Origin of the sequence: Pseudomonas sp. CCI1.1, assembly GCF_034348165.1 — a bacterium.
GTDB lineage: Bacteria > Pseudomonadota > Gammaproteobacteria > Pseudomonadales > Pseudomonadaceae > Aquipseudomonas > Aquipseudomonas paracarnis.
The window spans coordinates 4,198,377-4,224,205 of record NZ_CP133780.1 but is presented as its reverse complement, the minus strand read 5'-3'; the positions used below and the strand labels follow the sequence as shown (position 1 = coordinate 4,224,205).

At 62.2% G+C, this 25,829-nt stretch carries 26 protein-coding genes; 20 read left to right on the top strand and 6 right to left on the bottom strand.

Annotated elements, in window-relative coordinates:
* Positions 1–56 precede the first annotated feature (56 nt).
* The 6 genes from pilG to RHM69_RS19120 all read left to right on the top strand — a co-directional run bounded on the left by pilG (position 57) and on the right by RHM69_RS19120 (position 9,903).
* Complete coding sequence (gene pilG / locus RHM69_RS19145) at positions 57–464, top strand: twitching motility response regulator PilG (RefSeq protein WP_014720321.1); 408 nt, start codon at positions 57–59, stop codon at positions 462–464.
* Positions 465–510: 46 nt separating this feature from the next.
* A complete protein-coding gene (gene pilH, locus RHM69_RS19140) occupies positions 511–876 on the top strand; it encodes a twitching motility response regulator PilH (RefSeq protein ID WP_014720320.1) in 366 nt (121 codons plus the stop codon).
* An 11-nt stretch (positions 877–887) separates the two neighbouring features.
* Positions 888–1,412, top strand: coding sequence for a chemotaxis protein CheW (locus RHM69_RS19135; protein WP_020301917.1), 525 nt, complete (start codon positions 888–890; stop codon positions 1,410–1,412).
* Entirely contained in the window at positions 1,409–3,460 is a 2,052-nt protein-coding gene (locus RHM69_RS19130; protein WP_014720318.1) for a methyl-accepting chemotaxis protein, read from the top strand. The genes RHM69_RS19135 and RHM69_RS19130 overlap by 4 nt, the downstream gene beginning before the upstream one ends.
* A 175-nt stretch (positions 3,461–3,635) precedes the next feature.
* A complete protein-coding gene (locus RHM69_RS19125) occupies positions 3,636–9,455 on the top strand; it encodes an Hpt domain-containing protein (RefSeq protein WP_200599507.1) in 5,820 nt (1,939 codons plus the stop codon).
* Positions 9,448–9,903, top strand: coding sequence for a chemotaxis protein CheW (locus RHM69_RS19120; RefSeq protein ID WP_003195048.1), 456 nt, complete (start codon positions 9,448–9,450; stop codon positions 9,901–9,903). The genes RHM69_RS19125 and RHM69_RS19120 overlap by 8 nt, the downstream gene beginning before the upstream one ends.
* 73 nt (positions 9,904–9,976) lie before the next feature.
* Here RHM69_RS19120 and RHM69_RS19115 read toward each other — a convergent pair whose 3' ends face one another.
* From RHM69_RS19115 to RHM69_RS19110, 3 genes are all read right to left on the bottom strand, one after another.
* Positions 9,977–10,801: an IS3 family transposase gene (locus RHM69_RS19115; RefSeq protein WP_370706148.1), complete on the bottom strand. Its 825-nt coding sequence runs from the start codon at positions 10,799–10,801 to the stop codon at positions 9,977–9,979.
* A gap of 8 nt (positions 10,802–10,809) precedes the next feature.
* On the bottom strand, positions 10,810–11,112 hold the full coding sequence (locus tag RHM69_RS31140; RefSeq protein WP_014717988.1) for a transposase: 303 nt from the start codon (positions 11,110–11,112) through the stop codon (positions 10,810–10,812).
* Positions 11,113–11,285: 173 nt separating this feature from the next.
* Positions 11,286–11,573, bottom strand: a complete 288-nt coding sequence (locus RHM69_RS19110) for a HigA family addiction module antitoxin (RefSeq protein ID WP_005792245.1) — start codon at positions 11,571–11,573, stop codon at positions 11,286–11,288.
* Between the two features lie 434 nt (positions 11,574–12,007).
* Between RHM69_RS19110 and RHM69_RS19105 the strand changes: the two genes are divergently transcribed.
* The 10 genes from RHM69_RS19105 to madM all read left to right on the top strand — a co-directional run bounded on the left by RHM69_RS19105 (position 12,008) and on the right by madM (position 19,614).
* Positions 12,008–12,247: a DUF6124 family protein gene (locus tag RHM69_RS19105; protein WP_019817747.1), complete on the top strand. Its 240-nt coding sequence runs from the start codon at positions 12,008–12,010 to the stop codon at positions 12,245–12,247.
* 245 nt (positions 12,248–12,492) lie between these two features.
* Positions 12,493–14,163, top strand: a complete 1,671-nt coding sequence (gene mdcA / locus RHM69_RS19100; RefSeq protein WP_019817746.1) for a malonate decarboxylase subunit alpha — start codon at positions 12,493–12,495, stop codon at positions 14,161–14,163.
* Positions 14,164–14,997 (top strand): triphosphoribosyl-dephospho-CoA synthase, encoded by an 834-nt coding sequence (locus RHM69_RS19095; RefSeq protein ID WP_032902286.1) that lies wholly within the window; start codon positions 14,164–14,166, stop codon positions 14,995–14,997.
* The gene (locus RHM69_RS19090) at positions 14,997–15,296 is read left to right on the top strand and encodes a malonate decarboxylase subunit delta (protein ID WP_014720312.1); all 300 of its coding nucleotides are present in this window, start codon (positions 14,997–14,999) and stop codon (positions 15,294–15,296) included. Before RHM69_RS19095 ends, RHM69_RS19090 begins: the two co-directional genes overlap by 1 nt.
* On the top strand, positions 15,289–16,131 hold the full coding sequence (locus tag RHM69_RS19085; protein WP_014720311.1) for a biotin-independent malonate decarboxylase subunit beta: 843 nt from the start codon (positions 15,289–15,291) through the stop codon (positions 16,129–16,131). Before RHM69_RS19090 ends, RHM69_RS19085 begins: the two co-directional genes overlap by 8 nt.
* Positions 16,128–16,898 (top strand): biotin-independent malonate decarboxylase subunit gamma, encoded by a 771-nt coding sequence (gene mdcE, locus RHM69_RS19080; RefSeq protein WP_003195030.1) that lies wholly within the window; start codon positions 16,128–16,130, stop codon positions 16,896–16,898. Before RHM69_RS19085 ends, mdcE begins: the two co-directional genes overlap by 4 nt.
* The gene (locus tag RHM69_RS19075; RefSeq protein ID WP_200600287.1) at positions 16,892–17,488 is read left to right on the top strand and encodes a malonate decarboxylase holo-ACP synthase; all 597 of its coding nucleotides are present in this window, start codon (positions 16,892–16,894) and stop codon (positions 17,486–17,488) included. The genes mdcE and RHM69_RS19075 overlap by 7 nt, the downstream gene beginning before the upstream one ends.
* Complete coding sequence (mdcH, locus tag RHM69_RS19070) at positions 17,485–18,384, top strand: malonate decarboxylase subunit epsilon (protein ID WP_058410813.1); 900 nt, start codon at positions 17,485–17,487, stop codon at positions 18,382–18,384. Before RHM69_RS19075 ends, mdcH begins: the two co-directional genes overlap by 4 nt.
* A gap of 67 nt (positions 18,385–18,451) precedes the next feature.
* Positions 18,452–18,844 (top strand): malonate transporter subunit MadL, encoded by a 393-nt coding sequence (madL, locus tag RHM69_RS19065; protein ID WP_019817741.1) that lies wholly within the window; start codon positions 18,452–18,454, stop codon positions 18,842–18,844.
* A 5-nt stretch (positions 18,845–18,849) separates the two neighbouring features.
* Complete coding sequence (gene madM / locus RHM69_RS19060) at positions 18,850–19,614, top strand: malonate transporter subunit MadM (protein WP_003195023.1); 765 nt, start codon at positions 18,850–18,852, stop codon at positions 19,612–19,614.
* Between the two features lie 124 nt (positions 19,615–19,738).
* Here the strand turns inward: madM and RHM69_RS19055 are convergent, their stop codons facing one another.
* Positions 19,739–20,653: a LysR substrate-binding domain-containing protein gene (locus RHM69_RS19055; protein ID WP_060766828.1), complete on the bottom strand. Its 915-nt coding sequence runs from the start codon at positions 20,651–20,653 to the stop codon at positions 19,739–19,741.
* A 144-nt stretch (positions 20,654–20,797) separates the two neighbouring features.
* Here RHM69_RS19055 and trhA point away from each other — a divergent pair, with 144 nt between their 5' ends.
* A complete protein-coding gene (gene trhA / locus RHM69_RS19050) occupies positions 20,798–21,415 on the top strand; it encodes a PAQR family membrane homeostasis protein TrhA (RefSeq protein WP_020301905.1) in 618 nt (205 codons plus the stop codon).
* A gap of 17 nt (positions 21,416–21,432) precedes the next feature.
* On the opposite strand, the gene RHM69_RS19045 is transcribed toward trhA, so the two are convergent.
* Complete coding sequence (locus tag RHM69_RS19045; RefSeq protein WP_014720305.1) at positions 21,433–22,335, bottom strand: LysR family transcriptional regulator; 903 nt, start codon at positions 22,333–22,335, stop codon at positions 21,433–21,435.
* 108 nt (positions 22,336–22,443) lie between these two features.
* Between RHM69_RS19045 and RHM69_RS19040 the strand changes: the two genes are divergently transcribed.
* Genes RHM69_RS19040 through RHM69_RS19030 form a run of 3 tightly spaced genes read left to right on the top strand, consistent with a single transcriptional unit; the run spans position 22,444 to position 24,974 of the window.
* Positions 22,444–23,685, top strand: coding sequence for a D-amino acid dehydrogenase (locus RHM69_RS19040; RefSeq protein WP_014720304.1), 1,242 nt, complete (start codon positions 22,444–22,446; stop codon positions 23,683–23,685).
* Between the two features lie 10 nt (positions 23,686–23,695).
* On the top strand, positions 23,696–24,046 hold the full coding sequence (locus RHM69_RS19035; RefSeq protein WP_020301903.1) for a RidA family protein: 351 nt from the start codon (positions 23,696–23,698) through the stop codon (positions 24,044–24,046).
* Between the two features lie 25 nt (positions 24,047–24,071).
* On the top strand, positions 24,072–24,974 hold the full coding sequence (locus RHM69_RS19030; RefSeq protein ID WP_200600289.1) for a transporter substrate-binding domain-containing protein: 903 nt from the start codon (positions 24,072–24,074) through the stop codon (positions 24,972–24,974).
* A gap of 135 nt (positions 24,975–25,109) precedes the next feature.
* Here RHM69_RS19030 and RHM69_RS19025 read toward each other — a convergent pair whose 3' ends face one another.
* A complete protein-coding gene (locus tag RHM69_RS19025) occupies positions 25,110–25,829 on the bottom strand; it encodes a 16S rRNA (uracil(1498)-N(3))-methyltransferase (RefSeq protein WP_014720301.1) in 720 nt (239 codons plus the stop codon).

Below are 25,829 nucleotides of genomic sequence, written 5' to 3'. Positions count from 1 at the left end.
CAACATCAGGCAGTACACACCGAAAACCGATTCGCTGTGGCGATGGTAGAGCAGATATGGAACAGCATTCCAACGCCTTGAAGGTGATGGTGATCGACGATTCGAAAACGATCCGCCGCACCGCCGAGACGCTGTTGAAGAACATGGGGTGCGAGGTCATCACGGCGATCGACGGTTTCGACGCCCTGGCTCGTATTGTCGATCATCACCCGCACATTATCTTTGTCGACATCATGATGCCGCGCCTGGATGGCTACCAGACCTGCGCCCTGGTGAAGAACAACCCGGCGTTCAAGTCGATCCCGGTGATCATGCTGTCCTCCAAGGACGGCCTGTTCGACAAGGCCAAGGGGCGCATCGTGGGTGTCGATCAATTTTTGACCAAGCCTTTCAGCAAGGAAGAACTGCTGGGGGCGATCAAGGCCTATGTGCCTGGGTTCGCCGCAGTAGAACAAGCACACTGACGCCGCCTCACGAGGGCCGGCGCCGACCAATGTAGCGGGGAAAACCATGGCACGTGTTTTGATCGTCGACGATTCGCCGACTGAAATGTACAAACTCACCGGCATGCTGGAAAAGCATGGCCACCAGGTGCTCAAGGCCGAAAACGGCGCGGACGGCGTGGCCCTGGCCCGCCAGGAAAAGCCCGACGCGGTGCTGATGGATATCGTGATGCCCGGCCTCAACGGCTTCCAGGCCACGCGCCAGTTGTCCAAGGAGCCAGAAACCAACGGTATCCCGATTATCATCATCACCACCAAGGACCAGGAAACCGACAAGATCTGGGGCGCACGCCAGGGCGCCAAGGATTACCTGACCAAGCCTGTGGATGAAGAGACCCTGATTGCCACCCTGAACAAGGTGCTGGCCGGCTAAGGCTTGCGATCATGACCGAGTCGCAAACCGCCTTTGAGCTGTTGCTGGACATCGACCGCCGCTGCCGCTTGCTGGCCGCGGACCTGCCGTCCCAGGAAACGCGCCTGCAACGCTGGAGCGGCATCGCCTTCCGCGTAGGGCCAAACGCCTACGTGGCGCCCATGGGCGAAGTCGCCGAGGTGTTGCATGAGCCGCGCTGCACCTTGATGCCGGGGGTCAAACCCTGGGTCAAGGGCGTGGCCAACCTGCGCGGGCGCTTGCTGCCGGTGATGGACCTGGGCGGTTTCCTGGGCCTTGAGTTGTCCAGGGCGCGCAAGCAACGGCGGGTGCTGGTGGTGGAGTTCAACGACCTGTTTGTCGGGCTGCTGGTAGACGAGGTGGTAGGCATGCAGCATTTCCCATTGGACGCCTGGGTGGCGAGCACCGCCTCGAGCGCCCCGTTTATCCAGGGCCAGTTCGACGGCGAGCCGCAATGGCAAGTCTTCAGCCCCTTCGCCCTGGCCCAGGCCCCTGGCTTCATGGATGTTGCCGCATGAGTACCGCTACCACGCCCAAACCTCAGGCCGCTTCGCGCAGCCGTTCGCAGATCATCGTGCTGTTTATCGCCTTGATCGTGTTCATCATGTTGCTGTTCGCCAACTTCGCGTACCTCAACACCCAGTCCACCTACGATAAACAGTACATCGGCCACGCCGGTGAGCTGCGCGTGCTGTCCCAGCGCATTGCCAAGAACGCCACCGAGGCCGCTGCGGGGAAAGCGGCGGCGTTCAAGCTGCTGGGCGATGCGCGCAACGATTTTGCCCAGCGCTGGGGTTACCTGAAAAAAGGTGACCCGCAAACTGGCTTGCCGGCGGCGCCCAGTGCGGTGCGCGCCGAAATGCGGGCGGTGCAGACCGACTGGGAGGCGCTGCTCAAAAACACCGACGCCATCCTGGCCAGCGAGCAGACCGTATTGTCGTTGCACCAGGTGGCGGCGACCCTGGCCGAAACCGTGCCGCAACTGCAGATCGAGTCGGAAAAGGTCGTGGATATCCTGCTGCAACGCGGCGCCCCGGCCAGCCAAGTTGCCTTGGCCCAACGCCAGTCGCTGCTGGCCGAACGTATCCTGGGGGCGGTCAACACGGTGCTGGCGGGGGATGAAACCGCCGTGCAGGCCGCCGATGCCTTTGGCCGCGATGCCAACCGTTTTGGCGTGGTGCTCAATGGCATGCTCAACGGCAACCCGGGCCTGCGTATCACCCAGGTCGAAGACCCGGACGCCCGTGCGCGGCTGGCGGACATCGCCGAGCTGTTCGAATTTGTCTCCGGCTCCGTGGATGAAATTCTCGAGACCTCGCCACAGTTGTTCCAGGTGCGCGCCTCGGCGAGCAATATTTTCAACCTGTCGCAAACCTTGCTCGATGAAGCCTCGCACCTGGCCACGGGTTTTGAAAACCTCGCCAGCGGGCGCAGCTTCGACACCATCGGTGGTTACGTGCTGGGCTTGCTGGCGCTGGCCTCGATCATCCTGATCGGCCTGGTCATGGTGCGCGAGACCAACCGCCAACTGCATGAAACCGCGCAGAAGAACGAGCGCAACCAGAACGCGATCATGCGCCTGCTGGATGAAATCGAAGACCTGGCCGACGGCGACCTTACCGTCACCGCCTCGGTCACCGAAGACTTCACTGGCACCATCGCAGACTCCATCAACTATTCCGTGGACCAACTGCGCGACCTGGTCGCCACCATCAACCTCACTGCCGGGCAGGTCGCCGGTGCGGTGCAGGACACCCAGGCCACCGCTATGCACCTGGCCCAGGCATCGGAGCATCAGGCCCAGCAGATTGCCGAAGCGTCCACGGCGATCAACCAGATGGCGCAGTCCATTGACCAGGTATCGGCCAACGCGGCCGAATCCTCGGCGGTAGCTGAACGTTCGGTAGAGATCGCCAACAAAGGCAACGAGGTGGTGCACAACACCATCCACGGCATGGACAACATTCGCGAGCAGATCCAGGACACCGCCAAGCGCATCAAGCGTTTGGGCGAGTCGTCCCAGGAAATTGGCGACATCATCAGCCTGATCGACGATATCGCCGACCAGACCAATATCCTCGCCCTCAATGCCGCGATCCAGGCCAGCATGGCCGGTGACGCCGGGCGCGGTTTTGCGGTGGTGGCCGATGAAGTGCAACGGTTGGCCGAACGCTCCTCGGCGGCCACCCGGCAGATCGAAACCCTGGTGCGCACCATCCAGGCCGACACCAACGAAGCGGTGATCTCCATGGAACAGACCACCACGGAAGTGGTGCGCGGCGCGCGCCTGGCCCAGGACGCCGGGGTGGCGCTGGAAGAGATCGAAGGCGTGTCCAAAACCCTGGCGGCGCTGATCCAGAGTATTTCCAACGCGGCGCAGCAACAGACCTCATCGGCGGGGCAGATTTCCCTGACCATGAACGTGATCCAGCAGATCACCACCCAGACGTCGTCGGGTTCCACCGCCACCGCCGAAAGCATTGGTAACCTGGCGAAGATGGCCAGCCAGTTGCGCAGGTCGGTATCGGGTTTCACCTTGCCGCCGCCCAAGCAGGTCGATGATTGAAATACGACCTGAAGAACACCACAGTCCAACTGTGGGAGCTGGCTTGCCTGCGATAGCGGTCTGTCAGATACAGATATAGTGCTGACCCACCGCTATCGCAGGCAAGCCAGCTCCCACATCGGATCTCCATTGTTTGTGAGATACCAGCAACTCATGAATTCTAAGCGGAGCAGTTATGGTTGATCGGCACGACTACGTGGCCCTCGAATGGGTCAAGGGCGATATTGCCGAAACCCTGAAACAGGCCCGGTCGGCGCTGGACGCGTACGTTGAAACCCTTGACGACGACGCCCTCAACCAATGCCTGGCCGGTATCCACCAGGTGCATGGCGCGCTGCAAATGGTCGAGTTCTACGGCGCGGCGCTGCTGGCCGAAGAGATCGAAGAACTGGCCCTTGCGCTCCAGGCCGGGCACGTCGGCCAGCGCGATGAAAGTATCCGCCTGCTGCAACAAGCCCTCGGCCAATTGCCGCTGTACCTCGACCGCGTGCACAGTGCCCGCCGCGACCTGCCACTGGTGGTGCTGCCGCTGCTCAACGACCTGCGCAGCGCCCGTGGTGAAAGCCTGCTATCGGAAACCAGCCTGTTCAGCCCGCAACTGCTGTCGATCGAGCCGTTGCCTGAGCAAGCCCTGGCCCAACGGGCCACGCCGGATCTGCATGAGCAGTTGCGCCAATGGCGCCACCTGCTGCAACAAGCCCTCGCCGGGTTGCTGCGTGAAGACCACGGCCCCAGCAACCTGGAAGACATGGCGCGGGTGTTCGCACGCCTTGAAGCGCTGTGCCAGGGTGCGCCGCTGCTGCCGTTGTGGCAGGTCACCTCGGCGCTGGTCGAAGGCATGCTCACCGGCGTGGTCGCCAACAGCCCGGCGCTGCGCAGCCTGCTCAAGGCCAGCGACAAGCAACTCAAGCGCTTGCTGGTTCAAGGCATCAATGGCATCAACCAGCCGGCGCCGGACGACTTGCTCAAGAGCCTGCTGTTCTACGTCGCCAAAGTCACCCGGCCGACGCCGCGCATGCAAAGCCTGAAGGAACGCTACGGCTTGGACGAAGCCTTGCCCGACAGCGCCGTGGTCGACGCTGAACGTGCACGGCTGGCCGGGCCGGATCGCAATGCCATGGGCTCGGTGCTCGGCGCGTTGTGTGAGGAGCTGGTGCGGGTCAAGGAGCGCCTGGATCTGTTCGTGCGCAGTGATCGCCAGCACACCCAGGACCTCGACCCCTTGCTGGCGCCGCTGCGGCAGATCGCCGATACCCTTGCGGTACTGGGTTTCGGCCAGCCGCGCAAAGTGATCATCGACCAACTCGCTGTGGTGTTGAGCCTGGTCCAGGGGCAGCGCGAACCCAATGACGCGGTGTTGATGGATGTGGCCGGCGCGTTGTTGTATGTCGAAGCGACGTTGGCCGGGATGATCGGCACCGTCGAACCGCAAAGCCGTGAAGACAGCCGCTTGCCCACCACCGACCTGACCCAGATCCATCAGTTGGTGATTCGTGAGTCGTGCCAGTGCCTGCGCCAAGCCAAGGAACTGGTGATCGACTGCATTGAGGCTGATTGGGATCGTCAGCGCCTGGAGTCCTTGCCCGAGCTGCTGAGCCAGGTACGTGGTGCCCTGGCGATGATTCCCTTGCCGCGTGCGGCGAGCCTGATGCGCGGTTGCACCGATTACGTCGATGAGCAGTTGATGGTCAATGAAGCCGCCCCTTCGGCGACACAACTGGCGCATTTTGCCGAGGTGGTCAGTAGCCTGGAGTACTACCTCGAACGCATGCTTCAAGACCCTGACGCGGCAGGGGAAAAAGTGCTGGAGTTGGCCACCCAGGGCTTGAATGCATTGGGCTACCTGCCGGTGGAAAAACCCTGGCGCCAGGCCCTGGTCGCGCCCGAGGGGGCACTGTCCTCCGAGGCCGTATCAAACCAATCCCAATTCGATGCCTTGGCCAGCCCTGCATCACGTCTCAACCCTCCGGCCTTGCAGCGTCCAGGCAGCCTGTTGCCGCCGCCGGCCGGCGAGGAACCGATTGACGATGAATTGCGCGAAGTCTTCCTTGAAGAAACCGATGAAGTCCTCGACGTGCTGCATCGCTACCTGCCCGACAGCGCGGACAAAGCCGCCCAGGGCGAAATGCGCCGGGCTTTCCATACCCTCAAGGGCAGCGGCCGCATGGTGCGCGCCTTGGTGCTGGCCGAGCTGGCCTGGGCCGTGGAGAACCTGCTCAATCGCGTGCTGGAACGCAGCTTAGTCCTTGGCCCTGAGGTGCAGCAGGTGTTGGATGAGACCGTGGCCCTGCTGCCGGAGCTGATCGCCGATTTTGCCAGCGACGATCAACGCCAGCGCGATGAAGCCGACGCCTTGGCCGCCAGTGCCCATGCCCTGGCCAGTGGCGCTGCAACGTCGACCACCGAGCCCCATGACCCAATGCTGCTGGAGATCTTCCGCAACGAAGCCCAGGGCCATCTGGACAGCCTCGGCCACTTCCTGCAACAGGCCGCCGAGCAGGTGCCGCTGCAGGTCAGCGATGAACTGCAACGCGCCTTGCACACCCTCAAGGGCAGCGCCTACATGGCTGGCGTGTTGCCCATCGCCGAGCTGGCGCGCCCGCTGGATCACCTCACCCGTGAGTACAAGGCCCACCGCCTGCCGCTGGACAAGGACGAAGTGGCGTTGTTGCTTGAGGCACAGGGGCTGTTCCAGCGCGGGGTGCGTGACCTGGACAACAATCCCCTGGCACCGATCCACGGAGCGGCCAGCGTGATCAGCCGCACCCAACACCTGCTGGAGCATCAACTTGCCGCCTTGCTCGACGCGCCCACGACCGGCCTGCGCGTCAAGCGTGACCCGCACTTGATCACCAACTTCCTGGCCCAGGGCATGGACATCCTGCTCGACGCCGAAAGCCTGCTGCGCCGCTGGCAGCAGCACCCCGGCGACCGTCAGGAGCTCACGGCATTGCTGGACGAGCTGACTACGTTGGGCGAGGGCGCTCACCTTGCCGACCTGCACCCTATCGACGCGTTGTGCGAGGCCTTGCTCGACCTGTATGGCGCGGTAGAAGAAAGCAGCCTGGCGGTCAGCGCCCGGTTCTTCCACGAGGCCGAACAGGCCCACGACGCGCTGATCAACATGCTCGACCAGTTGGCCGCCGGCCAGGAAATCAGCCCCGCGCCCGCACGTCTGCAGGCGTTGCGCGAGTTGCTGGACGAAGCCTTGGACCCGTCCGCCACGGGCCTGATCAAAAGCGACGGCAGCCGCGCCCTGAGTATCTCCGAGTTGGGCGCGGCTACTGCGCAGTTGGATCACGCCACCGCGATGGACGACGAGATTGTCGAGATCTTTCTTGAAGAGGCCGTAGACATCCTCGACAGCGCCGGGCAGTCGCTCAAGCGCTGGTTGCTGGAACCCGAAAACGCCGCGCCCTTGTCCTCGTTGCAGCGGGACCTGCACACCCTCAAGGGCGGCGCACGCATGGCCGAAATCGACCCGGTGGGCGACTTGGCCCATGAGCTCGAATGCGTTTATGAGGGGCTGGTGGATCGCCGCTACAGTTATTCCGTGGAGCTGTCCCAGGCACTGATGGCCAGCCACGAACGCTTGGCCCAACAGTTGGACGAACTGCAACAGCAGCAACCCTTGAGTGACGGCGTCGAGCTGGTCGAAAGGTTGCGGGAGTTGCGCCAGGCCAGCAGCCCGGCAGCGCCGGCTGCGGTGGCAGCCGCCTCGGGTGCCGACCCGGAATTGCTGGATATCTTCCTCGAAGAAGCCACCGATATCCTCGACAGCTCAGGCAGCGCGTTAGTGCGCTGGCAGGGCGAGCCGGGCAATCGCCAAGAAGTGGAAACCCTGCTGCGGGACCTGCACACCCTCAAGGGCGGTGCGCGTATGGTCGAGATCGGGCCAATCGGCGATCTGGCCCATGAGCTGGAATTTCTTTACGAAGGGCTGTCCGCCGGTTTGCTCGCGCCGACCCCTGAGTTGTTCGCACTGCTGCAAGGCTGCCATGACCGCCTGGCGCAGATGATCGACGCCGTGGCCGAGGGTCTGCCGGTGGGTTCGGTGGATAAACTCATCGAGCGCATCAAGAGCCTGGTGCACCCCAGTGATGAGCCGGTCACACCGGTGGCGCTGCCGGCTGGCAAGGCCGAAGCGGTCGCCGATCCGGCTGCCGACATGGTGAAAATCTCTGCCGACTTGCTCGATGACCTGGTCAACCTCGCCGGCGAAACCTCGATCTTCCGTGGGCGGATCGAGCAGCAAGTCAAGGATGCGCGCATTGCCTTGAGTGAGATGGAAACCACCATCGAGCGCATGCGCGACCAGCTGCGCCGGCTCGACAGCGAAACCCAGGGCCGCCTCCTGAGCCGCCAGCAAGCCGAGGCCGAACGCCTGGGCTACGAAGAATTCGATCCGCTGGAAATGGACCGCCATTCGCAGCTGCAACAGCTGGCCCGTGCGCTGTCCGAATCTGCCTCCGACCTGCTCGACCTCAAGGACACCCTTGAGCGCCGCAACCAGGATGCCCACAACCTGCTGCAGCAACAGGCGCGTATCAACACCGAGTTGCAGGAAGGCCTGATGCGCACGCGCATGGTGCCTTTCGAGCGCATGTTGCCACGCCTCAAGCGCATCGTGCGGCAAGTGGCGGGCGAGTTGGGCAAGAACGTGGAGTTTATCGTCGGCAATGCCGAAGGCGAGATGGACCGCAATGTGCTGGAGCGCATGGCGGCACCCTTGGAGCATATGCTGCGCAACGCCGTCGACCACGGCCTGGAGTCGCGCGAAGTGCGGCTGGCGGCGGGCAAACCGGAGAAGGGCCGCATCACCCTGGACCTGACCCACGAAGGCGGCGACATCGTCTTCGACATGCGCGACGACGGCGCCGGCGTGCCCCTCGAAGCGGTGCGACGCAAGGCGATCAAGCGCGGCCTGCTCGCGCCCCATCAAGAGATCAGCGACCGTGACGTGTTGCAGTTCATCCTGCAGCCGGGCTTTTCCACCGCCGAAAAAATCACCCAGATTTCCGGGCGCGGCGTGGGCATGGACGTGGTGCATGAAGAAGTGCGCCAGCTCGGCGGCTCCATGGTGATCGACTCGACGCCGGGCATGGGCGTGCATTTTCGCATTCGCCTGCCGTTTACCGTGTCGGTCAATCGTGCGCTGATGGTGCACTGCGCGGACGACCAATACGCGATCCCGCTCAACACCATCGAAGGCCTGGTGCGCGTGCTGCCCCACGAGTTGGCGGGGCACTACCAGCAAGACCCGGCGCACTATGAATATGGCGGCCAGCGCTACGAGTTGTTCTACCTCGGCGACCTGCTGCACACCGCCAGCCGCCCGAAACTGCTGGGCCAGTACCAGCCTGTGCCGGTGCTGCTGGTGCATTGCAATGAACGCCGCGTGGCGGTGCACGTGGATGCCATGGCCGGTACCCGCGAGATCGTGGTCAAGGGCTTGGGGCCGCAATTCTCCGGGGTGCAGGGCGTGACCGGCGCGACCATCCTGGGCGACGGCCATGTGGTGCTGATCATCGACCTGCTGGCGCACATCCGCGCTCGGCAACCGGCCTTGCCGGCCCAGGCAGTGGATGCGCCGCTGGTCCTCAACGACCCACTGAAAAAACGCCCGCTGCTGGTGCTGGTGGTGGACGACTCGGTCACCGTGCGCAAAGTCACCAGCCGCCTGCTGGAGCGCAACGGCATGAACGTGCTCACCGCCAAGGACGGTATCGACGCCCTCGCCATCCTGGAAGAACACACCCCGGACCTGATGCTGCTCGACATCGAAATGCCGCGCATGGACGGCTTCGAAGTGGCCATTCAGATACGCAACGACCCACGCCTGATGCGCTTGCCGATCATCATGATCACCTCACGCACCGGCCAGAAACACCGCGACCGCGCCATGGCCATTGGCGTCAACGACTACCTCGGCAAGCCGTACCAAGAGTCGGTGCTGCTGGAGAGCATCGCCTACTGGAGCAAGTCCCATGCTTGAGCACCGCACCAGCCAACTCACCGGCCTGCTGCTGCCCCTGGCCGACCGCCACCTGGTGCTGCCCAACGTCGCCGTCGCCGAGCTGATCGACTTCCAGCGCGGCGAACCGGCCAGCGATGCGCCGCCGTGGTATCTGCGGCAGGTCACGTGGCGCGATCGACAGATTCCGCTGATCAGCTTTGAAGCGGCCTGCGGCGAAGCCAGCATGACGGGCGAACGCTCGCGCATCGTGGTGTTGAATGCACTGGGCGGGCGGCCGACCTTGAAGTTCATTGCTCTAGTGATCCAGGGTATTCCCCGTTCGTACAAGCTCGATAGCGAATTGAGCTACGTGGACGTGCCCCTGTGCCCGCTGGAACTGGCGGCGGTGCAAGTGGGCGAGCAGGTGGCGAAGGTGCCGGACTTGATGGGGCTTGAAGCGCTGCTGGTAGAGTCCGGCCTGGCCTGATCCTGAGCCCTATGAAGATCTACTGTGGGAGCTGGCTTGAACTGGTCAAGTAATCTTGGACACCGATTAAGGTTCACGCCGCCAACCTTTCCTTCGCGACCGGCGACCGGTAGTCGTTGTAGCTGTGAGGCCTGCTGATGTTGTAGCGCGAGACATAGCGCTGCACGTCTGCCCGGGCCTCATGTTCCAGTTTGTAGCCCGTTTCAGGAACCCACTCTGATTTCAAACTACCAAAGAAACGCTCCATGGGGGCGTTGTCCCAGCACTCGCCTTTACGGCTCATACTTTGTCTAAATCCGTGTTTCACAAGCTCGTTTCGGAATTTATGACTGGTGTACTGACAACCTTGGTCTGAATGAAACAACACATCCTGGGGGCGGCCGCGTAGCTCAACCGCCATGCGTAGCGCTTCGCAGGTCAGATTGGCATCAGAAATCATCGAGAACGACCAACCCACGATCCTCCGAGCGTACAAATCCAGAACGGCGGCGAAGTACATCCATCGCTTGCCGACCTTGATGTAAGTTACGTCGCCACACCACACCTGGTTAACCGCCGTTACATCAAATTTTCGCTTGAGCACGTGCGGCGCAACCAATGCCTCAACGCCCGGCGACTTGTACTTATGGCGCCTGCGCTGACGACTAGCGATGCCAGCTTCGCGCATCAAACTGCGAGCCATATAACGTCCGATACGATGCCCTTTGGCTTTTAGCTCCTTGGACAAAGTACGTGCGCCGGCCGACTCTCTGGACGCCCTGTGGTGCTTGACCAGCGCGGCTTTGAGCTTGTCCCGTTCAGGATTTGCTCTGCCCTGGCGCTGGCGCCAGGCGTAGAAACTACTACGGTTGATCCCAAACGCCCGGCAACACCTTTTAACGCCGTATTGCTCGTCCAGCTCATCGATCAGCGTGAATGATCTTTGGCGTCCAAAAGCAGGAGAGCACTGGCCTTTTTTAGGATTTCAATGTCCAGGTCTTTCTCCCTGAGTAGGGCTTTGAGCCTCTGGATTTCTCGCTGATCAGCGGTAATCGCCTTGGCCCCTACCGGGGTCGAACCCAGGCGTTCTTTCTGCACTTGATCGACCCAGCGGCGTAGAGCAGTGGGGCCGATATCTAGGCTGGCACAGACCTCAGTAACCGGCTGGCCTTCATCCAGCACCATGCTGGCAGCCTTGAGCTTGAACTCACTCGAATAAGATTTACGCATATCCAAACACCTCAGATTTGGGCGCTATCATAACGCCCGATTGAAGTGTCCAAAATCATTAGGCCAGTTCAGCTTGCCTGCGATAGCGGTGTTTCTGTCACTGCATCAAGCACTGACCCACCGCCATCGCAGGCAAGCCAGCTCCCACACTGAGCTGCGCTCATTTCCAGGTTTCAATCAATCCGCGCAAACCGTTCAATCACTGGCTGCTCCCGATGCTCGGCCTGCCATAAGTCGTAGGCACTTTGCATCGACAACCATAACTGGGCTTTACTCACGCCAGCCCGTTCCAACCGAACGGCAAGGTCCGGGCTGACCGGGGCGTGGCCATGCAGGATCCTTGAAAAAGTCTCACGGGCGAAACCAAGGCGTCGCGCCATCTCGGTAATGGTGATACCCAAGGCTGGGATAACGTCCTCAAGTAAAATTTCACCTGGGTGAGGTGGGTTGTGCATCGGCATGTTGGTGCGTCCTTCGACTATGGGCATTCAACCGCGAAGGCTAGAAGGACCAGTTCCAAGCAACAACCCCAAAACGCTGTATGAAACTTCCTGCATGCCCTTCGACATAAAAGGCTTCGGATTTTTCCTGCAAGATTTTGGGCCGTGCATGAACTAGTGGTGAGAGGTCCGCACGCCTAGTCTTCGTCCCGTCATCGCAAAAAACGCTGACACGGACGTGCAGGTCCGGTTACATGTCGGCGCACCAACGCCCATAGCCATTCAACGGGCGTTTTTTATGCCTGCTGTACTCGTTATGGCGGCTGTGCGTGGGAGATTCTTCGGAGTCTGCCGGGGTCCGATATGCCCGGTCTTGCACACCTGCGTACAGCTGCCACCTTGAGTCGCGTGCAAGCGGAAGAGGGTAGCTCCATCACATATCGGAGCTGTAAGTCATGGTCAAACCTACGCCCAATCCACCCCTTTTCACCGTAAACCCCCACCAAGACAACGAAACCCTGCTGGTCAATGCCAGCGAAACCCTGTCCTCGCTCAATGCGCTCACCTGCAACCTGGCCTTCGACCTGGACACTTCCCAGCGCGCCATCATGCTGGGGATCCAGCAAATGGCCGAGTTGGGGCAGTTGCTGATCGATAGCGCATTGGAGCAAGTCAGCCCGTCCCCAGCTTCTTGAAACGGCCCCAATCAGGGACCGCTATCTAACCAACACCACCGACCCATGTGGGAGCTGGCTTGCCTGCGATAGCGGCCTGTCAGTCAACATCTCAGTAGCTGACCTACAGCTATCGCAGGCAAGCCAGCTCCCACAGTTTGATCTTCGTTACTCCAGGCGTAACGGTTCGTCCTCCAGCTTGATTGATGCCTTTGCGCTTCACTCCTAAGGTTAGCCCCACGACAGCAACCCCCCGTGGAGCGACCATGACAACAACCATCACCCCCGACTCGCGCTGGACGCGGCGGCGCGACGAGAAGCAGCGGCGGCTCGGGCTGGTCAAACAGTATGCAGACGGGGCGGTGTTGCCCAGTGACAAGATCGTCGAGGCCCTTGAAGCCCTGATCCTCCCCGGCGACCGCGTGGTGCTGGAGGGCAACAACCAGAAGCAGGCCGATTTTCTCTCGCGCTCCCTGGCCAAGGCCGACCCGGCCAAGCTCCACGATTTGCACATGATCATGCCCAGCGTCGGGCGTTCCGAGCACTTGGACCTGTTTGAAAAGGGCATCGCTCGCAAGCTCGATTTCTCCTTCGCCGGCACCCAATCCCTGCGCATCAGCCAGTTGCTGGAAGACGGCCTGCTGGAAATCGGCGCGATCCACACCTACATCGAACTTTACGCCCGGCTGGTGGTGGACCTGATCCCCAACGTGGTGCTTTCTGCCGGCTTCATGGCTGACCGCGCCGGCAATATCTACACCGGCGCCAGCACCGAAGACACCCCGGCGCTGATCGAACCCGCTGCCTTCAGCGATGGCATCGTCATCGTGCAGGTCAACCAGTTGGTGGACGACGTTACCGACTTGCCTCGCGTCGACATTCCCGCCAGTTGGGTGGATTTCGTGGTGGTGGCCGATAAGCCGTTCTACATCGAGCCGCTGTTCACCCGCGACCCACGCCATATCAAGCCGGTGCATGTGTTGATGGCGATGATGGCGATCCGTGGCATCTACGAAAAACACAATGTGCAGTCGCTCAACCATGGCATCGGCTTCAACACTGCTGCCATCGAATTGATCCTGCCCACCTACGGCGAATCCCTGGGTCTGAAAGGCAAGATCTGCCGCAACTGGACACTCAACCCGCACCCCACATTGATCCCGGCGATTGAAAGCGGTTGGGTGGAGAGTGTGCATTGCTTCGGCACCGAACTGGGCATGGAAAACTACATTGCCGCACGCCCGGATGTGTTCTTCACCGGCCGCGATGGCTCCATGCGCTCCAACCGCATGTTCTGCCAACTCGCCGGCCAATACGCCGTGGACCTGTTTATCGGCGCCACCCTGCAAGTGGATGGCGACGGGCATTCCAGCACCGTGACCCGTGGCCGCCTCGCCGGTTTCGGTGGCGCGCCGAACATGGGCCACGACCCACGGGGCCGCCGTCATGGCACACCGGCCTGGCTGGATATGCGCCACGACGATGCGCCTGAGGCCTTGCTTGAACGCGGCAAAAAACTCGTGGTGCAAATGGTCGAGACCTTCCAGGAAGGCGGCAAACCGACCTTTGTCGACACCTTGGACGCAGTGGAAGTGGCCCGCAAAAGCGGCATGCCCCTGGCGCCCATCATGATCTACGGCGACGACGTCACCCACTTGCTCACCGAAGAAGGCATCGCCTACCTGTACAAGGCGCGCTCCCTGGAAGAACGCCAGGCAATGATCGCCGCCGTCGCCGGGGTGACCGCCATCGGTATGCGCCACAACCCCAAGGACACTGCGCGTATGCGCCGCGAAGGCTTGATTGCCTTGCCCGAAGATTTGGGTATTCGCCGCACCGACGCCACCCGCGAGTTGTTGGCCGCCAAGAGCGTGGCCGACCTGGTGGACTGGTCTGGTGGCCTCTACAACCCGCCCGCCAAATTCAGGAGCTGGTAAATGCGCGCGCTCAAACAGCATGAACTGAGCCTGGCCGATCGCCTGGCGGATATGGCCGTGGATGCGCTGATCGACGAAGCGGATTTGTCGCCCAAACCCGCTCTGGTAGACCGGCGCGGCAACGGCGCCCACAGCGATTTGCACCTGGGGCTGATGCACGCCTCGGCGCTGTCGCTGTGGCCGATGTTCAAGGAAATGGCCGAGGCCGCGCTCGACATCGGCGAAGTCGGCCTGCCCCTGCGCGAGGCGCTCGGGCGTATTGGCCGGGAAGGCGAGCAGGCCATGCTCGCCACCACCCAGGGCGTGAACACCCATCGCGGTGCGATCTGGGCGCTGGGGTTGCTCACCGCTGCGGTGGCCTTGGAACCGCGTGCCATAACCCTGACCGCCGCCAAGCTGGCCCTGCTCAACGACCGCTTCGCCCCGCAGCCCATGAGCCATGGGGCCCAGGTTGCGCAGCGCTACGGCGCACGCGGTGCCCGTGAAGAAGCCCAGCTCGGCTTCCCTTCGGTGATTCAACGCGGCCTGCCGCAACTGCACAAGAGCCGCCGCGAAAACGCCGGTGAGCAGAACGCCCGCCTGGATGCTTTGCTGGCGATCATGACGGACCTGGCAGACACCTGCGTGCTTTACCGCGCCGGTACCGAAGGCCTGGCCACCATGCAACAGGGCGCCCAAGCCGTGCTCGACGCCGGTGGCAGTGCAACCCTGGCCGGACGCCGCCAACTGCATGAGCTGGACCTGCAACTGCTGGCCTTGAATGCCTCCCCCGGCGGCGCCGCCGACCTGTTGGCCGCCTGCCTGTTTATCGACCGCCTCGACGGAGCGTTGTGATGGAAACCTTATCCTTTGAATTCCCCGCCGGGCAGCCCCCCAAAGGCCGTGCGCTGGTGGGTTGCGTCGGCTCGGGCGACCTGGAAGTGCTGCTGGAGCCGGGCACGCCCGGCACCTTGACCATCCAGGTGCAAACCTCGGTCAATGGCGCGCAGCAACGCTGGCAGCACCTGTTCGAACGCATCTTCCAGGAGCAGACGCCGCCGGCCCTGAACATTGATATCCACGACTTCGGTGCCACGCCCGGTGTGGTGCGCTTGCGCCTGGAGCAAGGTTTCGAGGAGATCGGCCATGACTGACCTACTCGCTAAACACAGCTTTGTGGAACTCGGTGCCCGCCAGCGCGCCAAGGCGCTGTTGGATGCAGGCACCTTCCGCGAGTTGATCGACCCGTTCCAGCGGGTCATGTCGCCGTGGCTCAGCCGCCAAGGCGTGGTGTCCCAGGCCGATGACGGTGTGGTGATCGCCAAGGGCAGCATCGGCGCCAAGCCTGTAGTGATTGCCGCGATCGAAGGCAATTTCCAGGGCGGCAGCCTGGGTGAAGTTGGCGGCGCAAAAATCGCGGGCGCCTTGGAGCTGGCCGCCGAAGACAACCGCAACGGCATCCCCACCTGCGCCGTGTTGCTGTTGGAAACCGGTGGGGTGCGCTTGCAGGAAGCCAACCTGGGCCTGGCCGCCATTGCCGACATTCACGCGGCGATTGTCGACCTGCGCCAGTACCAGCCAGTGATCGGTGTGGTGGCCGGCAGTGTCGGTTGCTTTGGGGGCATGTCCATCGCGGCTGGCTTGTGCAGCTACCTGGTGGTCACTCGCGAAGCACGCCTGGGCTTGAATGGCCCGCAGGTGATCGAGCAGGAGGCGGGCCTGGAGGAATACGACTCCCGTGACCGCCCCTTTATCTGGAGCCTTACCGGTGGCGAGCAGCGTTTCAACAGCGGCTTGGCCGACCGTTATGTGGCGGACGATGTGGCGCAGATCCAGCAGACCGTCAGCACACTGTTGCAGCAAGGTGTACCCGCACAACCGCGTAGCCGGCGCGCTGATTTTTACCTGGCACGCCTGGCCGAACTGGACGCGAGCGCGCAAATCGAGCCGGCGACTGTTCGCGCGCTGTATGAGGGAGAACGCTCATGAGAGGCTTGCAGTGGTTCAACGCGTTGAGCGCCAACGCAACGCCGGTGGAAGGTTTGCCGGGCTCATTGAAAGTGGCGGATGGAGTATTGGGTGAACAGGCGGTGCGCTATATCGCCGTGGTTCCCGACCCGCACAACCGCTTCCCCCGCGCCCGCAATGGCGAAGTCGGCCTGCTGGAAGGCTGGGGCTTGGCCAAGGCGGTGGACGAAGCCATCGCCCGGGGTGACAAGCGTCCTATCATCGCTATCGTCGACGTACCCAGCCAAGCTTATGGCCGTCGCGAAGAGGCCCTTGGCATTCATCAGGCCCTGGCCGCCGCGGCTGACAGCTACGCTCGCGCTCGGCTTGCCGGCCACCCGGTGATCGCCCTGCTGGTGGGCAAGGCCATGTCGGGCGCGTTCCTCGCCCACGGCTACCAGGCCAATCGCCTGATTGCCCTGCGCGACCCCGGCGTGATGGTGCATGCCATGGGCAAAGCCTCGGCCGCCCGGGTGACCTTGCGCAGCGTCGAAGAATTGGAAACCCTGGCCGCCAGCGTGCCGCCGATGGCCTATGACATCGACAGCTATGCCAGCCTGGGATTGCTGTGGGAGACGTTGTCAGTCACCCGGATTGAACAACCCACGGCGGATGACGTGGCGCGGGTCAGCGATTGCCTGGTGCAGGCGGTCAAGGATATCGGCAGTACCGACTTGAGTTCACGCCTCGGCGCCACCAACCGAGCCGCCTCCAGCCATGTGCGCCAGCTGTTGCGGGAGCAATGGTGAACGCCCACGATTTGCTCTGGGGTATGACCCTGGCGCATCTGCCTGCCGATGCCCCGGTCTGGGTGCGGGACGCGATCCGTGCCGGGCATCCGGTGGTGGTGCGGCGTGCCATCGCCGAGCCGGGCCATGTGGCGGTCGGTGTGCGTGGGCGTTTGCGTGAGCAGCGTTTTGCCGCCCGGATGCCTGTGGCGGCGGTGCATCGGCGGGTGGTGCCGCAAGCCTTGCGCGAGGTGCTCTCACCACGGGATTTACCGGCGCTGCGGGCCCTCGATCAACTGCGGCCGGTGCTGGCGCAGCAAGACTGGGGCGTCAGCGGCAGTGCCGGGTTTGAATTGGCCAGTGGCATTGAAGCGCTGCATGCCAACAGTGACCTGGATTTGATTCTGTGCACGCCCAATCCTTTAGGTCGTAGCGAGGCGCAAGCGTTGTTGGCGATCCTGGACACCGCGCCCTGCGCCGTCGACCTGCAACTGCAAACCCCGTTCGGCGCCGTCGCCTTGCGCGAATGGGCCGGGCCCTCACGCCGTGTACTGCTCAAGACCGTCAGCGGTGCGCACCTTGTGCTCGACCCTTGGCAGACCGTGACATGAGCAGCCTTCTGGTGTTTCCGGGGCAGGGCGCCCAACGCAGCGGCATGCTCCAGGGGTTGCCGGCCGACATTCTGCAAGAGGCCAGTGATGCCCTGGGTGAAGACGTTCGTCTGCTCGACTCGGCGCAGGCGCTGGAATCGACGCGGGCTGTGCAACTGTGCCTGTTGATCGCCGGCGTGGCCCATGCCCGGCAATTGGCGTGCACGCCGGATTATGTGGCGGGCCTGTCCATCGGCGCCTACCCGGCTGCGGTGATCGCCGGCTCCCTGGGTTTTGCTGATGCGATAAAACTGGTCAGCCTGCGTGGCGAGTTGATGCAGCAGGCTTATCCACAGGGCTATGGCATGACGGCGCTGATCGGCCCTGATCTCTCCAGTGTCGAAGCGCTGCTGGCGGATATCCACAACGCGCAAACGCCGGTGTACCTGGCCAATATCAATGCCGATAACCAGACCGTCATCGCCGGCAGCAACGAGGGGATGAAGCGGGTTGCCGAGCGCATCAAAGGCAACGGTGTCGCCAAGCGCTTGGCGGTCAGCGTGCCGTCTCACTGCCCGTTGCTGGAGCAACCCGCCCAGGCTCTGTTCCAAGCCTTCGTCCCACTCAAGGCGCCGCGCATCACTTACCTGAGCAGCACCCGCGCGCGACCTATCCACAACCCCGAACAACTGCGTGACGACCTGGCCTTCAATATGTGCCGCGTTGTCGATTGGCGCGGCACGGTGCAGAGCGCCTACGAGCGCGGTGTGCGACTGCAAATCGAACTGCCTCCGGGCGCGGTGCTCACCGGTCTGTCACGCCGTGTTTTTGAACAAGGCACGGTGATCGCCTGCGAAGGCGCCCGCCTGGACACCTTGCAGGCCCTGCTGCAAGAGGAGGAGCGCCGCCACCGATAACGCAGTACCCAAGGCTTTCGAAGCACAAAAACAACAATTTCGAACGAGCACTTTGAGGACAACAACCATGATTATCTACGGTGTGGCTTTTTTGGCGTTCTGCACGTTGGCAGGGCTGTTGGTGGGTGAACTGCTGGGCAAGCTGTTGGGTATCCCGGCCAACGTCGGCGGGGTGGGTATTGCCATGCTGCTGTTGATCGGCCTGGGCAGCTACCTGAGCAAACGCGGCCTGTTTACCGGCAAGTCAGAGCAAGGCGTGAGTTTCTGGGCGGCGGTGTATATCCCGATTGTGGTGGCGATGGCTGCCCAGCAAAACGTGTATGGCGCCATCAGCGGTGGGCCTATGGCGATTCTGGCCGGGACCCTCGCGGTGGTGCTCGGCTTTGCCCTGGTGCCCGTGCTGGTGCGTATCGGTAACCGCGAGCCGGTTGCTCCTGTTCCCACCAAAGAAGCCGGGTGATCGCCATGTACGAATCGATGATGAAAGTGATCACCGGCTACGGCTTGATCAGTGGTTTTGCCGTGATCGGCCTGACCATGTGGGTGTCTTATTGGATCTCCGATACCTTCACCAAGGGCCGCCTGCATGGTTCGGCTATTGCCATTCTGCTGGGGTTGGCGCTGTCGTATGTGGGCGGTGCGTTTACCGGTGGTTCCAAGGGCGTGGTGGATATTCCATTGTTGTCAGGCATCGGCCTGCTCGGTGGTGCGATGTTGCGGGACTTTGCCATTGTCGCCACGGCGTTTGGTGTGAGTGTCGATGAGCTCAAACGCGCCGGCTACGTGGGTGTACTGGCGCTGTTTGTCGGCGTGGGCTCGTCGTTCGTTGCAGGGGTCGGGGTGGCGATGGCGTTCGGGTACACCGATGCGGTGAGCCTCACCACCATCGGTGCCGGGGCCGTGACCTATATCGTCGGCCCGGTGACCGGTGCGGCGATTGGGGCCAGCTCCGAGGTGATGGCGCTGTCCATTGCCGCGGGGTTGATCAAGGCCATTCTGGTGATGGTGATGACGCCGTTCGTAGCGCCGCTGATCGGGCTGAACAACCCACGCAGTGCGGTGATCTTCGGTGGCTTGATGGGCACCTCCAGCGGTGTGGCGGGCGGCCTGGCGGCGACTGATCCGAAGCTGGTGCCTTATGGGTGTCTGACGGCGGCGTTCTATACGGCGCTGGGGTGTTTGTTGGGGCCGTCGTTGTTGTTTTTGCTGATGCGTGGGTTGGTGGGCTGACGGGGGATGATTGTTCCCACGCTCCGCGTGGGAACGCCTCTTGTGACGCTCTGCGTCACGGTCAAAAAGCGGACGCGGAGCGTCCTAAGCTGCGCTCCCACGCAGAGCGTGGGAGCAATCGTCCTCAGCTTTGGCGATTGGCATACATCCGACACTCTGCCAACAACGCCAGCAGGTTCGGGTCGCGCTCCTTGGCTTTCAAAAACACCACACCGATCTGCTGCTGCAACCGATACCTGGGCTGCAGCGGTATCAGCTTCACGCGGTTCTCATACACCGCTGCGATACGTCCTGGCAGCAGCGCATAACCCACCCCTGAACTGACCATGCTCAGCAAGGTGAAGATGTCGTTTACCTGCATCGCCACCTTCGGTTCGAACCCTGCCTGTTTAAACACCCGGTTGCCGTCCTGATGGGTGGCGAAGCCCTGGGTGAGGGTGATGAAGGTGGCATCCCGTACATCGGCCAGGTCGATTTCCTGATTGCGGTCCAAGGGGGAGTCGGCCGGCGTGGCAAGGAAGATGTCATCGCTGAACAGCGCGATCTGCTCACAATCCGAATCGGTGGCGTGATCGTCCAGGGAGATGAGGATCGCATCGACCTCCATGTTCTTGAGCTTGTAGAGCAGGTCGAAGTTGGAGCCCAGGATCAGGTCGATATTGAGTTCGCTGCGCCTGATTTTCAGACCCATGATCAACTGCGGCACGGTCTTGACCGTCAGCGAATACAGCGAGCCGAGCTTGAAGCGTTCGGCCGAGAACCCGGCGGCTTCGCGGGTCAGGCGCACGCTGTCGACCACGTCGGCCACCAGTTTTTGCGCACGCTCTTCGAGCACGTAGGCGCTTTCCAGCGGGGTGAGGTTGCGCCCCTCGTGTTTGAACAGCGGGCAGCGCAGGGCACTTTCCAGGGAGTGAATGGCGCGGTGCACGCTGACATTGCTGGTTTGCAACTCGGCGGCCGCGCGGGCCAGGTTGCCGGTGCGCATGAACGCCAGGAAGATCTCCAGCTTCTTGAGGGTGAATTCTTCGTCGATCAGCATGGCCTTGGGCTCTTGTTCGATTGCGCTCGATTGTGCCTGCAAACGCGGCCCTCGTCGCTGGAACGTCACACGCCGCTTGCACTCTGATACGCAAGGCTGGAGGCTTGCCGACAGTCGTCAACGGTGAGGGGAGGTCAACGATAGATGTATCACGGGGAACGGTTCAACGCCTGGAGCCATTTGCTCGGTGCAGTCGCGGCGTGTATTGGCGCCGTGTGGATGTTGGTGGTGGCGAGCCTGGACGGCAGCCCCTGGAAAATCGTCAGCGTGGCGATTTATGGTTTTACCCTGATGGTGCTGTACAGCGCGTCGACGGTGTACCACAGCGTGCGGGGGCGGCGAAAAGAGATCATGCAGAAGGTCGATCACTTCTCGATCTACCTGTTGATCGCCGGCAGCTACACACCGTTCTGCCTGGTAAGCCTGCGCGGGCCGTGGGGCTGGACGCTGTTCGGGATCGTGTGGGGGCTGGCGGTGATTGGCATCCTGCAAGAGATCAAGCCGCGCTCGGAGGCGCGGATTCTGTCCATCGTGATCTACGCGGTAATGGGCTGGATCGTGCTGGTGGCGGTCAAGCCGCTGATCGCGGCGCTGGGCACGGCAGGGTTTATCTGGTTGGCCGCGGGTGGGGTGTTGTACACCGTGGGCATCATCTTTTTTGCCCTGGAAGATCGCCTGCGTCATTCCCATGGCATCTGGCATTTGTTTGTGATTGGCGGCAGCCTCCTGCATTTTGTGGCGATCATGCATTACGTGCTGTGAATGCTGGTGGCTGCTCTTTAAAGGCGCTCGAGCAACTCACAGGCACGATTGCCGAAAATCTGCAGCAGCTTGGCCAGCATATGCGGCGGTGGCTCATCGCCGCGGGTCAGGGCGTAGAGGGTGATCGGCAGGGGGGGCGTGAGGGTGCGGATACAGGTGGTTGCCGTCGATGCGCCGAGGGCGGTAAAGGGGTCGATCACCGTCAAGCCGGCGCCGGACTCTACCATCGCCCGGGCCAGGGAATAGGTTTGCACCGAGATGGTCACCCGTGGCGGTGGATCAACGTTCTCCAGGTAGCTGTCCAGCTTGGTCGCCAGCGGATCGGCACTGGAGAGCCCGATCAATGGCGCGCCCGCCAGTTCGCTCAGCGGCAATGGCCGGTTGATTTCAGCCGCCGACCAATAGCCCTTGGACGCCAATGCAACCAGCACGCCATTGGCCAGCACCTGTGTGGTCAACCCCGGATGTCCGGAAAAATTGAGGGTCAGCGCCAGGTCGATTTCGCGCATTAACAGCTTCTGGACCAGCTCACGGCTATGGTCGCTGGACAGCTCGCAAGCCATGTCGGGGTATTCGCGCTTCCATTCCAGAATCGCTGGAGGCAGCAGCGACAGGGCCAGCGCGGGTATCGCACCAATGCGTACGCTTTGCCCTGGGGCGCGGCGCAGGCTCTTGGCCAGGCGCCGTACACCTTGCAAGCTCTCGGTGACTTTCTCGACTTCGCGTTCCAGCGCCAGGGCTTCCGGCGTGGGTTGCAATTTGCCGCGTACACGCAGAAACAGCGCAAAGCCCAGCTGCAATTCGGCGTGCTGCAACACTTTGGTCACCGCCGGTTGCGAGACGTGCAGCAACTGCGCGGCGGCACTGATCGAGCCAGTCTGGCGAATGGCCTGGAAGATTTCGATATGACGCAAGCGCATGGCAGGTCCATAACCTTTGTTTATAGGTGACCCATCTTTATTCATTGTCGGTGGCCTGTCACCTGCGCCTACGCTTGGCCTTCAGTTAATCAACGGTCGGGGGCTGGGATGGCGAGGCAGGTTTGCATCATCGGTGGTGGGGTCATCGGCCTGGCCAGTGCTTACGCACTGGTGCGGGCAGGCCACGAGGTCACGGTGATAGACGCCCGTGACACCCTGGGGAGCGAAACCAGTTTCGCCAACGGTGGGCAGCTGTCCTATCGCTATGTTGCACCGCTGGCCGACGCGGGCGTGCCGCTGCAGGCGATGGGGTGGCTGTTGCGTGGGGACTCTCCGCTCAAGCTGCGCCCTCGCCTCGACCCCCGGCAATGGCGCTGGATGGCTGCATTCGTCGGCGCATGCCGGGGCTCGGTGAACAAGCGCAACGCTGCCCACTTGCTGCGGCTGGCGAGCCTGAGCCAAGGCACCTTGCAGCAATGGCGTGTCGACGATCGGCTGGACGGCTTCGACTGGCGGTGCAACGGCAAGCTGGTGACTTTCCGGAATGCCGGGACCTTCGAGCGTGCGCGTGCAAACGTCACAGACATCCTGCAGCAGCAGGTACTGTCGATGGCCGACTGCCAACGCCTGGAACCTTCCTTGGCGGCGCGGGATTTTGTCGGAGGCATCTATACGCCCAGTGAAGAAGTTGCGGACTGTCATGCCTTTTGCCAACGCCTGGCCGCCAGGTTGGAAGCGTCCGGGCGTTGCACATTTTTGCTGGGGCGCAAGGTTACCGGGGTTCGTCACGCCGACGGTGCGGTGCAGGCCATCGAGTTGGGCCATGAAGTGATGCCGGTCGATCAACTGGTATTGGCTGCCGGGCATCGCAGTGCCGAGCTGGCATTGCCGCGCTTGTCGCTGGCGCTGTATCCGCTCAAGGGCTACAGCCTGAGCGTGCCGATCGGCGAGCAGCACAAAGCACCGAACGTAAGCATCACCGACTACGACCGCAAGATCGTCTATGCACGCATAGGTGAGCAACTGCGGATCGCGGCCATGGTGGATATTGTCGGCTTTGATGCGCGTCTTGAGCCCAAGCGCCTGGCGTTGATAAAGCGTCAGGCGCTGGAAACGTTTCCTTTGGCCGGTGACTACGCCCAGGCGGTCGAATGGGCCGGTATGCGCCCGGCAACACCGACGGGCGTGCCATTGATCGGTGCCAGCGCCTACCGCAACCTGTGGCTGAATCTGGGGCATGGCGCACTGGGCTTCACCCTGGCCTGCGGCAGCGGCCAACTGCTGGCCGAGCTGATCGACCAGCGCCCCCCTTCCATTGATATGCAGGGCCTGACGCCCCGCGCCGCTTGAGGATGCAGTCATGACCATTACCCGAATCAATAGCAACGAACGACTCAGCGGCGCCGTGACGTTCAAGGACCTGGTGTTCCTTTCGGGCCAGGTACCGGGCGACGGCCTGGATGTGGCTACTCAGACCCGGCAAGTGCTGGCCAGGATCGACGCGCTGTTGGCCGAGGCGGGCAGCGATAAGGATCACTTACTCAACGCCACGATTTACCTGAAGGACATCGGTGCCGGTTTTGCACCGATGAATGATGTCTGGTCCGCATGGCTCTCGCCAGGCATGGCGCCCACGCGCACTACCTTGCAAGCAGAGCTGGCGCGGCCGAGTGTGCTGGTGGAAATCAGCGTGATTGCAATACGTAAATAACCTCAAAGACCAACGGAGAATAACAATGAAAAAGATCCTGTTGACCGGCTGCGCCCTGGGCCTTTTGTGGGGCGCGCAGGCGCATGCAACCGAAGCGCCGCTGGCGGGCACTTTGAGCAAGATCGCCAGCGCCAAGTCCATCACCCTGGGCTACCGCGATGCGTCGGTGCCGTTTTCCTACGTGGGGGATAGCAGTGGTAAACCGATGGGCTACTCGGTGGACCTGGCAAACAAGATTGTCGAGCGTATCCAGCAGAAAACCTCAGTGGGCGACCTCAAGGTGAAATACAACCTGGTGACGTCCCAAACCCGCATCCCGCTGGTGCAGAACGGCACTGTCGACCTGGAGTGCGGCTCCACTGGCGTGACGGCTGAGCGGCAGAAGCAGGTGGCATTCTCCTACGGGTTTATCTACGTAAAGGGCCAGTTGCTCACGGCCAAGGACAGCGGGATCAAAGGCTTTGCCGACCTTGCGGGCAAGAATGTGGTGACCACTGCCGGTACCACCAATGAGCGCTTTCTCAAAAGTTATAACGCTGAACACAAAGCCAATATGTTCGTGATCAGCGCCAAGGACCATGGCGAAGCGTTCAAGATGCTCGAGACTGGCCGGGCCGTAGCGTTTTATATGGACGACGCGTTGCTCTACGGCGAGCGCGCCAAGGCCAAGGACCCGCATCATTGGGTGGTGGTGGGCGAGGAGCAATCACGGGAGATATACAGCTGCATGGTGCGCAAGGATGACCCGCAGTTTCTCGCGGTGGTCAACGAAACCCTGGGCGAGCTGTACCGCTCGGGAGAGATCAACGGGATTTACCAGCGCTGGTTCGAGCAGCCGATTCCGCCCAAGGGCTTGAACCTGGAGTTCCCGATGACCAGCGAGTTGAAAGCGATCATCGCCAAGCCGGTGAGTGACCCAGTGGAGTAAGCCTTGGGTAACCCGATAAAACTGTAGGAGCTGGCTTGCCTGCGATAGCGGTCTGTCAGTTGTAAATTAACTGCCTGAAACACCGTTATCGCAGGCAAGCCAGCTCCCACAGTTGATTGGGTTTACAGGGTGAGGTTAGAAGTCGCCCCAGAGTTGTTGGGCGACGGAGAGTGCGACGACGGGGGCGGTCTCGGTACGCAACACCCGCGGGCCGAGGCGAGCGGCGTGGTAGCCGGCGTCTTGGGCGGTCGCGACTTCATTATCGGTGAGCCCCCCTTCGGGACCGATCAAGAACGCCAGGCTCGATGGCTTGGCGTGGCTGATCATCGGCTCTGCCACCGGGTGCAGCACCAGCTTCAAGTCCGCCTCGGTTTGCTTGAGCCAGTCTGCCAGCAAGAGCGGAGGGTGAATCACCGGCACCGTTGAGCGCCCACATTGCTCGCACGCGCTGATTGCCACCTGGCGCCAGTGCAGCAAGCGCTTGTCGGCGCGTTCGTCCTTGAGGCGTACCTCGCAGCGGTCGCTGAAGATCGGTGTGATCGCGTTGACGCCCAATTCAGTGGCCTTCTGGATCGCCCAGTCCATGCGCTCGCCCCGGGACAGGCCCTGGCCGAGGTGAATATGCAGGGGCGATTCGGCTTGGCCGGCAAAGCTATCGGTGAGTTGCACGGTGACGCGTTTTTTACCGACTTCCAGCAAGGTGCCACTAAACTCCTGGCCAGAGCCGTCGAACAGTTGCACGGCATCGCCTTCACCCATGCGCAACACACGGCTGATGTAATGCGCCTGGGCTTCGGGCAGTTCGTGATCGCCGAGGCTCAGCGGGGTGTCGGTGAAAAAGCGGGACAGTCTCAT

Coding starts and splice junctions, on each gene's coding strand:
- mdcE (WP_003195030.1), top strand. CDS start 16,128: ATGAGAGGCTTGCAGTGGTTCAACGCGTTGAGCGCCAACGCAACGCCG.
- RHM69_RS31140 (WP_014717988.1), bottom strand. CDS start 11,112: ATGCGTAAATCTTATTCGAGTGAGTTCAAGCTCAAGGCTGCCAGCATG.
- madM (WP_003195023.1), top strand. CDS start 18,850: ATGTACGAATCGATGATGAAAGTGATCACCGGCTACGGCTTGATCAGT.
- RHM69_RS19075 (WP_200600287.1), top strand. CDS start 16,892: ATGGTGAACGCCCACGATTTGCTCTGGGGTATGACCCTGGCGCATCTG.
- RHM69_RS19110 (WP_005792245.1), bottom strand. CDS start 11,573: ATGCCGATGCACAACCCACCTCACCCAGGTGAAATTTTACTTGAGGAC.
- pilH (WP_014720320.1), top strand. CDS start 511: ATGGCACGTGTTTTGATCGTCGACGATTCGCCGACTGAAATGTACAAA.
- RHM69_RS19095 (WP_032902286.1), top strand. CDS start 14,164: ATGCGCGCGCTCAAACAGCATGAACTGAGCCTGGCCGATCGCCTGGCG.
- RHM69_RS19035 (WP_020301903.1), top strand. CDS start 23,696: ATGACCATTACCCGAATCAATAGCAACGAACGACTCAGCGGCGCCGTG.
- RHM69_RS19125 (WP_200599507.1), top strand. CDS start 3,636: ATGGTTGATCGGCACGACTACGTGGCCCTCGAATGGGTCAAGGGCGAT.
- RHM69_RS19135 (WP_020301917.1), top strand. CDS start 888: ATGACCGAGTCGCAAACCGCCTTTGAGCTGTTGCTGGACATCGACCGC.
- RHM69_RS19130 (WP_014720318.1), top strand. CDS start 1,409: ATGAGTACCGCTACCACGCCCAAACCTCAGGCCGCTTCGCGCAGCCGT.
- madL (WP_019817741.1), top strand. CDS start 18,452: ATGATTATCTACGGTGTGGCTTTTTTGGCGTTCTGCACGTTGGCAGGG.
- trhA (WP_020301905.1), top strand. CDS start 20,798: ATGTATCACGGGGAACGGTTCAACGCCTGGAGCCATTTGCTCGGTGCA.
- mdcA (WP_019817746.1), top strand. CDS start 12,493: ATGACAACAACCATCACCCCCGACTCGCGCTGGACGCGGCGGCGCGAC.
- mdcH (WP_058410813.1), top strand. CDS start 17,485: ATGAGCAGCCTTCTGGTGTTTCCGGGGCAGGGCGCCCAACGCAGCGGC.
- RHM69_RS19025 (WP_014720301.1), bottom strand. CDS start 25,829: ATGAGACTGTCCCGCTTTTTCACCGACACCCCGCTGAGCCTCGGCGAT.
- RHM69_RS19030 (WP_200600289.1), top strand. CDS start 24,072: ATGAAAAAGATCCTGTTGACCGGCTGCGCCCTGGGCCTTTTGTGGGGC.
- pilG (WP_014720321.1), top strand. CDS start 57: ATGGAACAGCATTCCAACGCCTTGAAGGTGATGGTGATCGACGATTCG.
- RHM69_RS19040 (WP_014720304.1), top strand. CDS start 22,444: ATGGCGAGGCAGGTTTGCATCATCGGTGGTGGGGTCATCGGCCTGGCC.
- RHM69_RS19090 (WP_014720312.1), top strand. CDS start 14,997: ATGGAAACCTTATCCTTTGAATTCCCCGCCGGGCAGCCCCCCAAAGGC.
- RHM69_RS19120 (WP_003195048.1), top strand. CDS start 9,448: ATGCTTGAGCACCGCACCAGCCAACTCACCGGCCTGCTGCTGCCCCTG.
- RHM69_RS19105 (WP_019817747.1), top strand. CDS start 12,008: ATGGTCAAACCTACGCCCAATCCACCCCTTTTCACCGTAAACCCCCAC.
- RHM69_RS19085 (WP_014720311.1), top strand. CDS start 15,289: ATGACTGACCTACTCGCTAAACACAGCTTTGTGGAACTCGGTGCCCGC.
- RHM69_RS19055 (WP_060766828.1), bottom strand. CDS start 20,653: ATGCTGATCGACGAAGAATTCACCCTCAAGAAGCTGGAGATCTTCCTG.
- RHM69_RS19045 (WP_014720305.1), bottom strand. CDS start 22,335: ATGCGCTTGCGTCATATCGAAATCTTCCAGGCCATTCGCCAGACTGGC.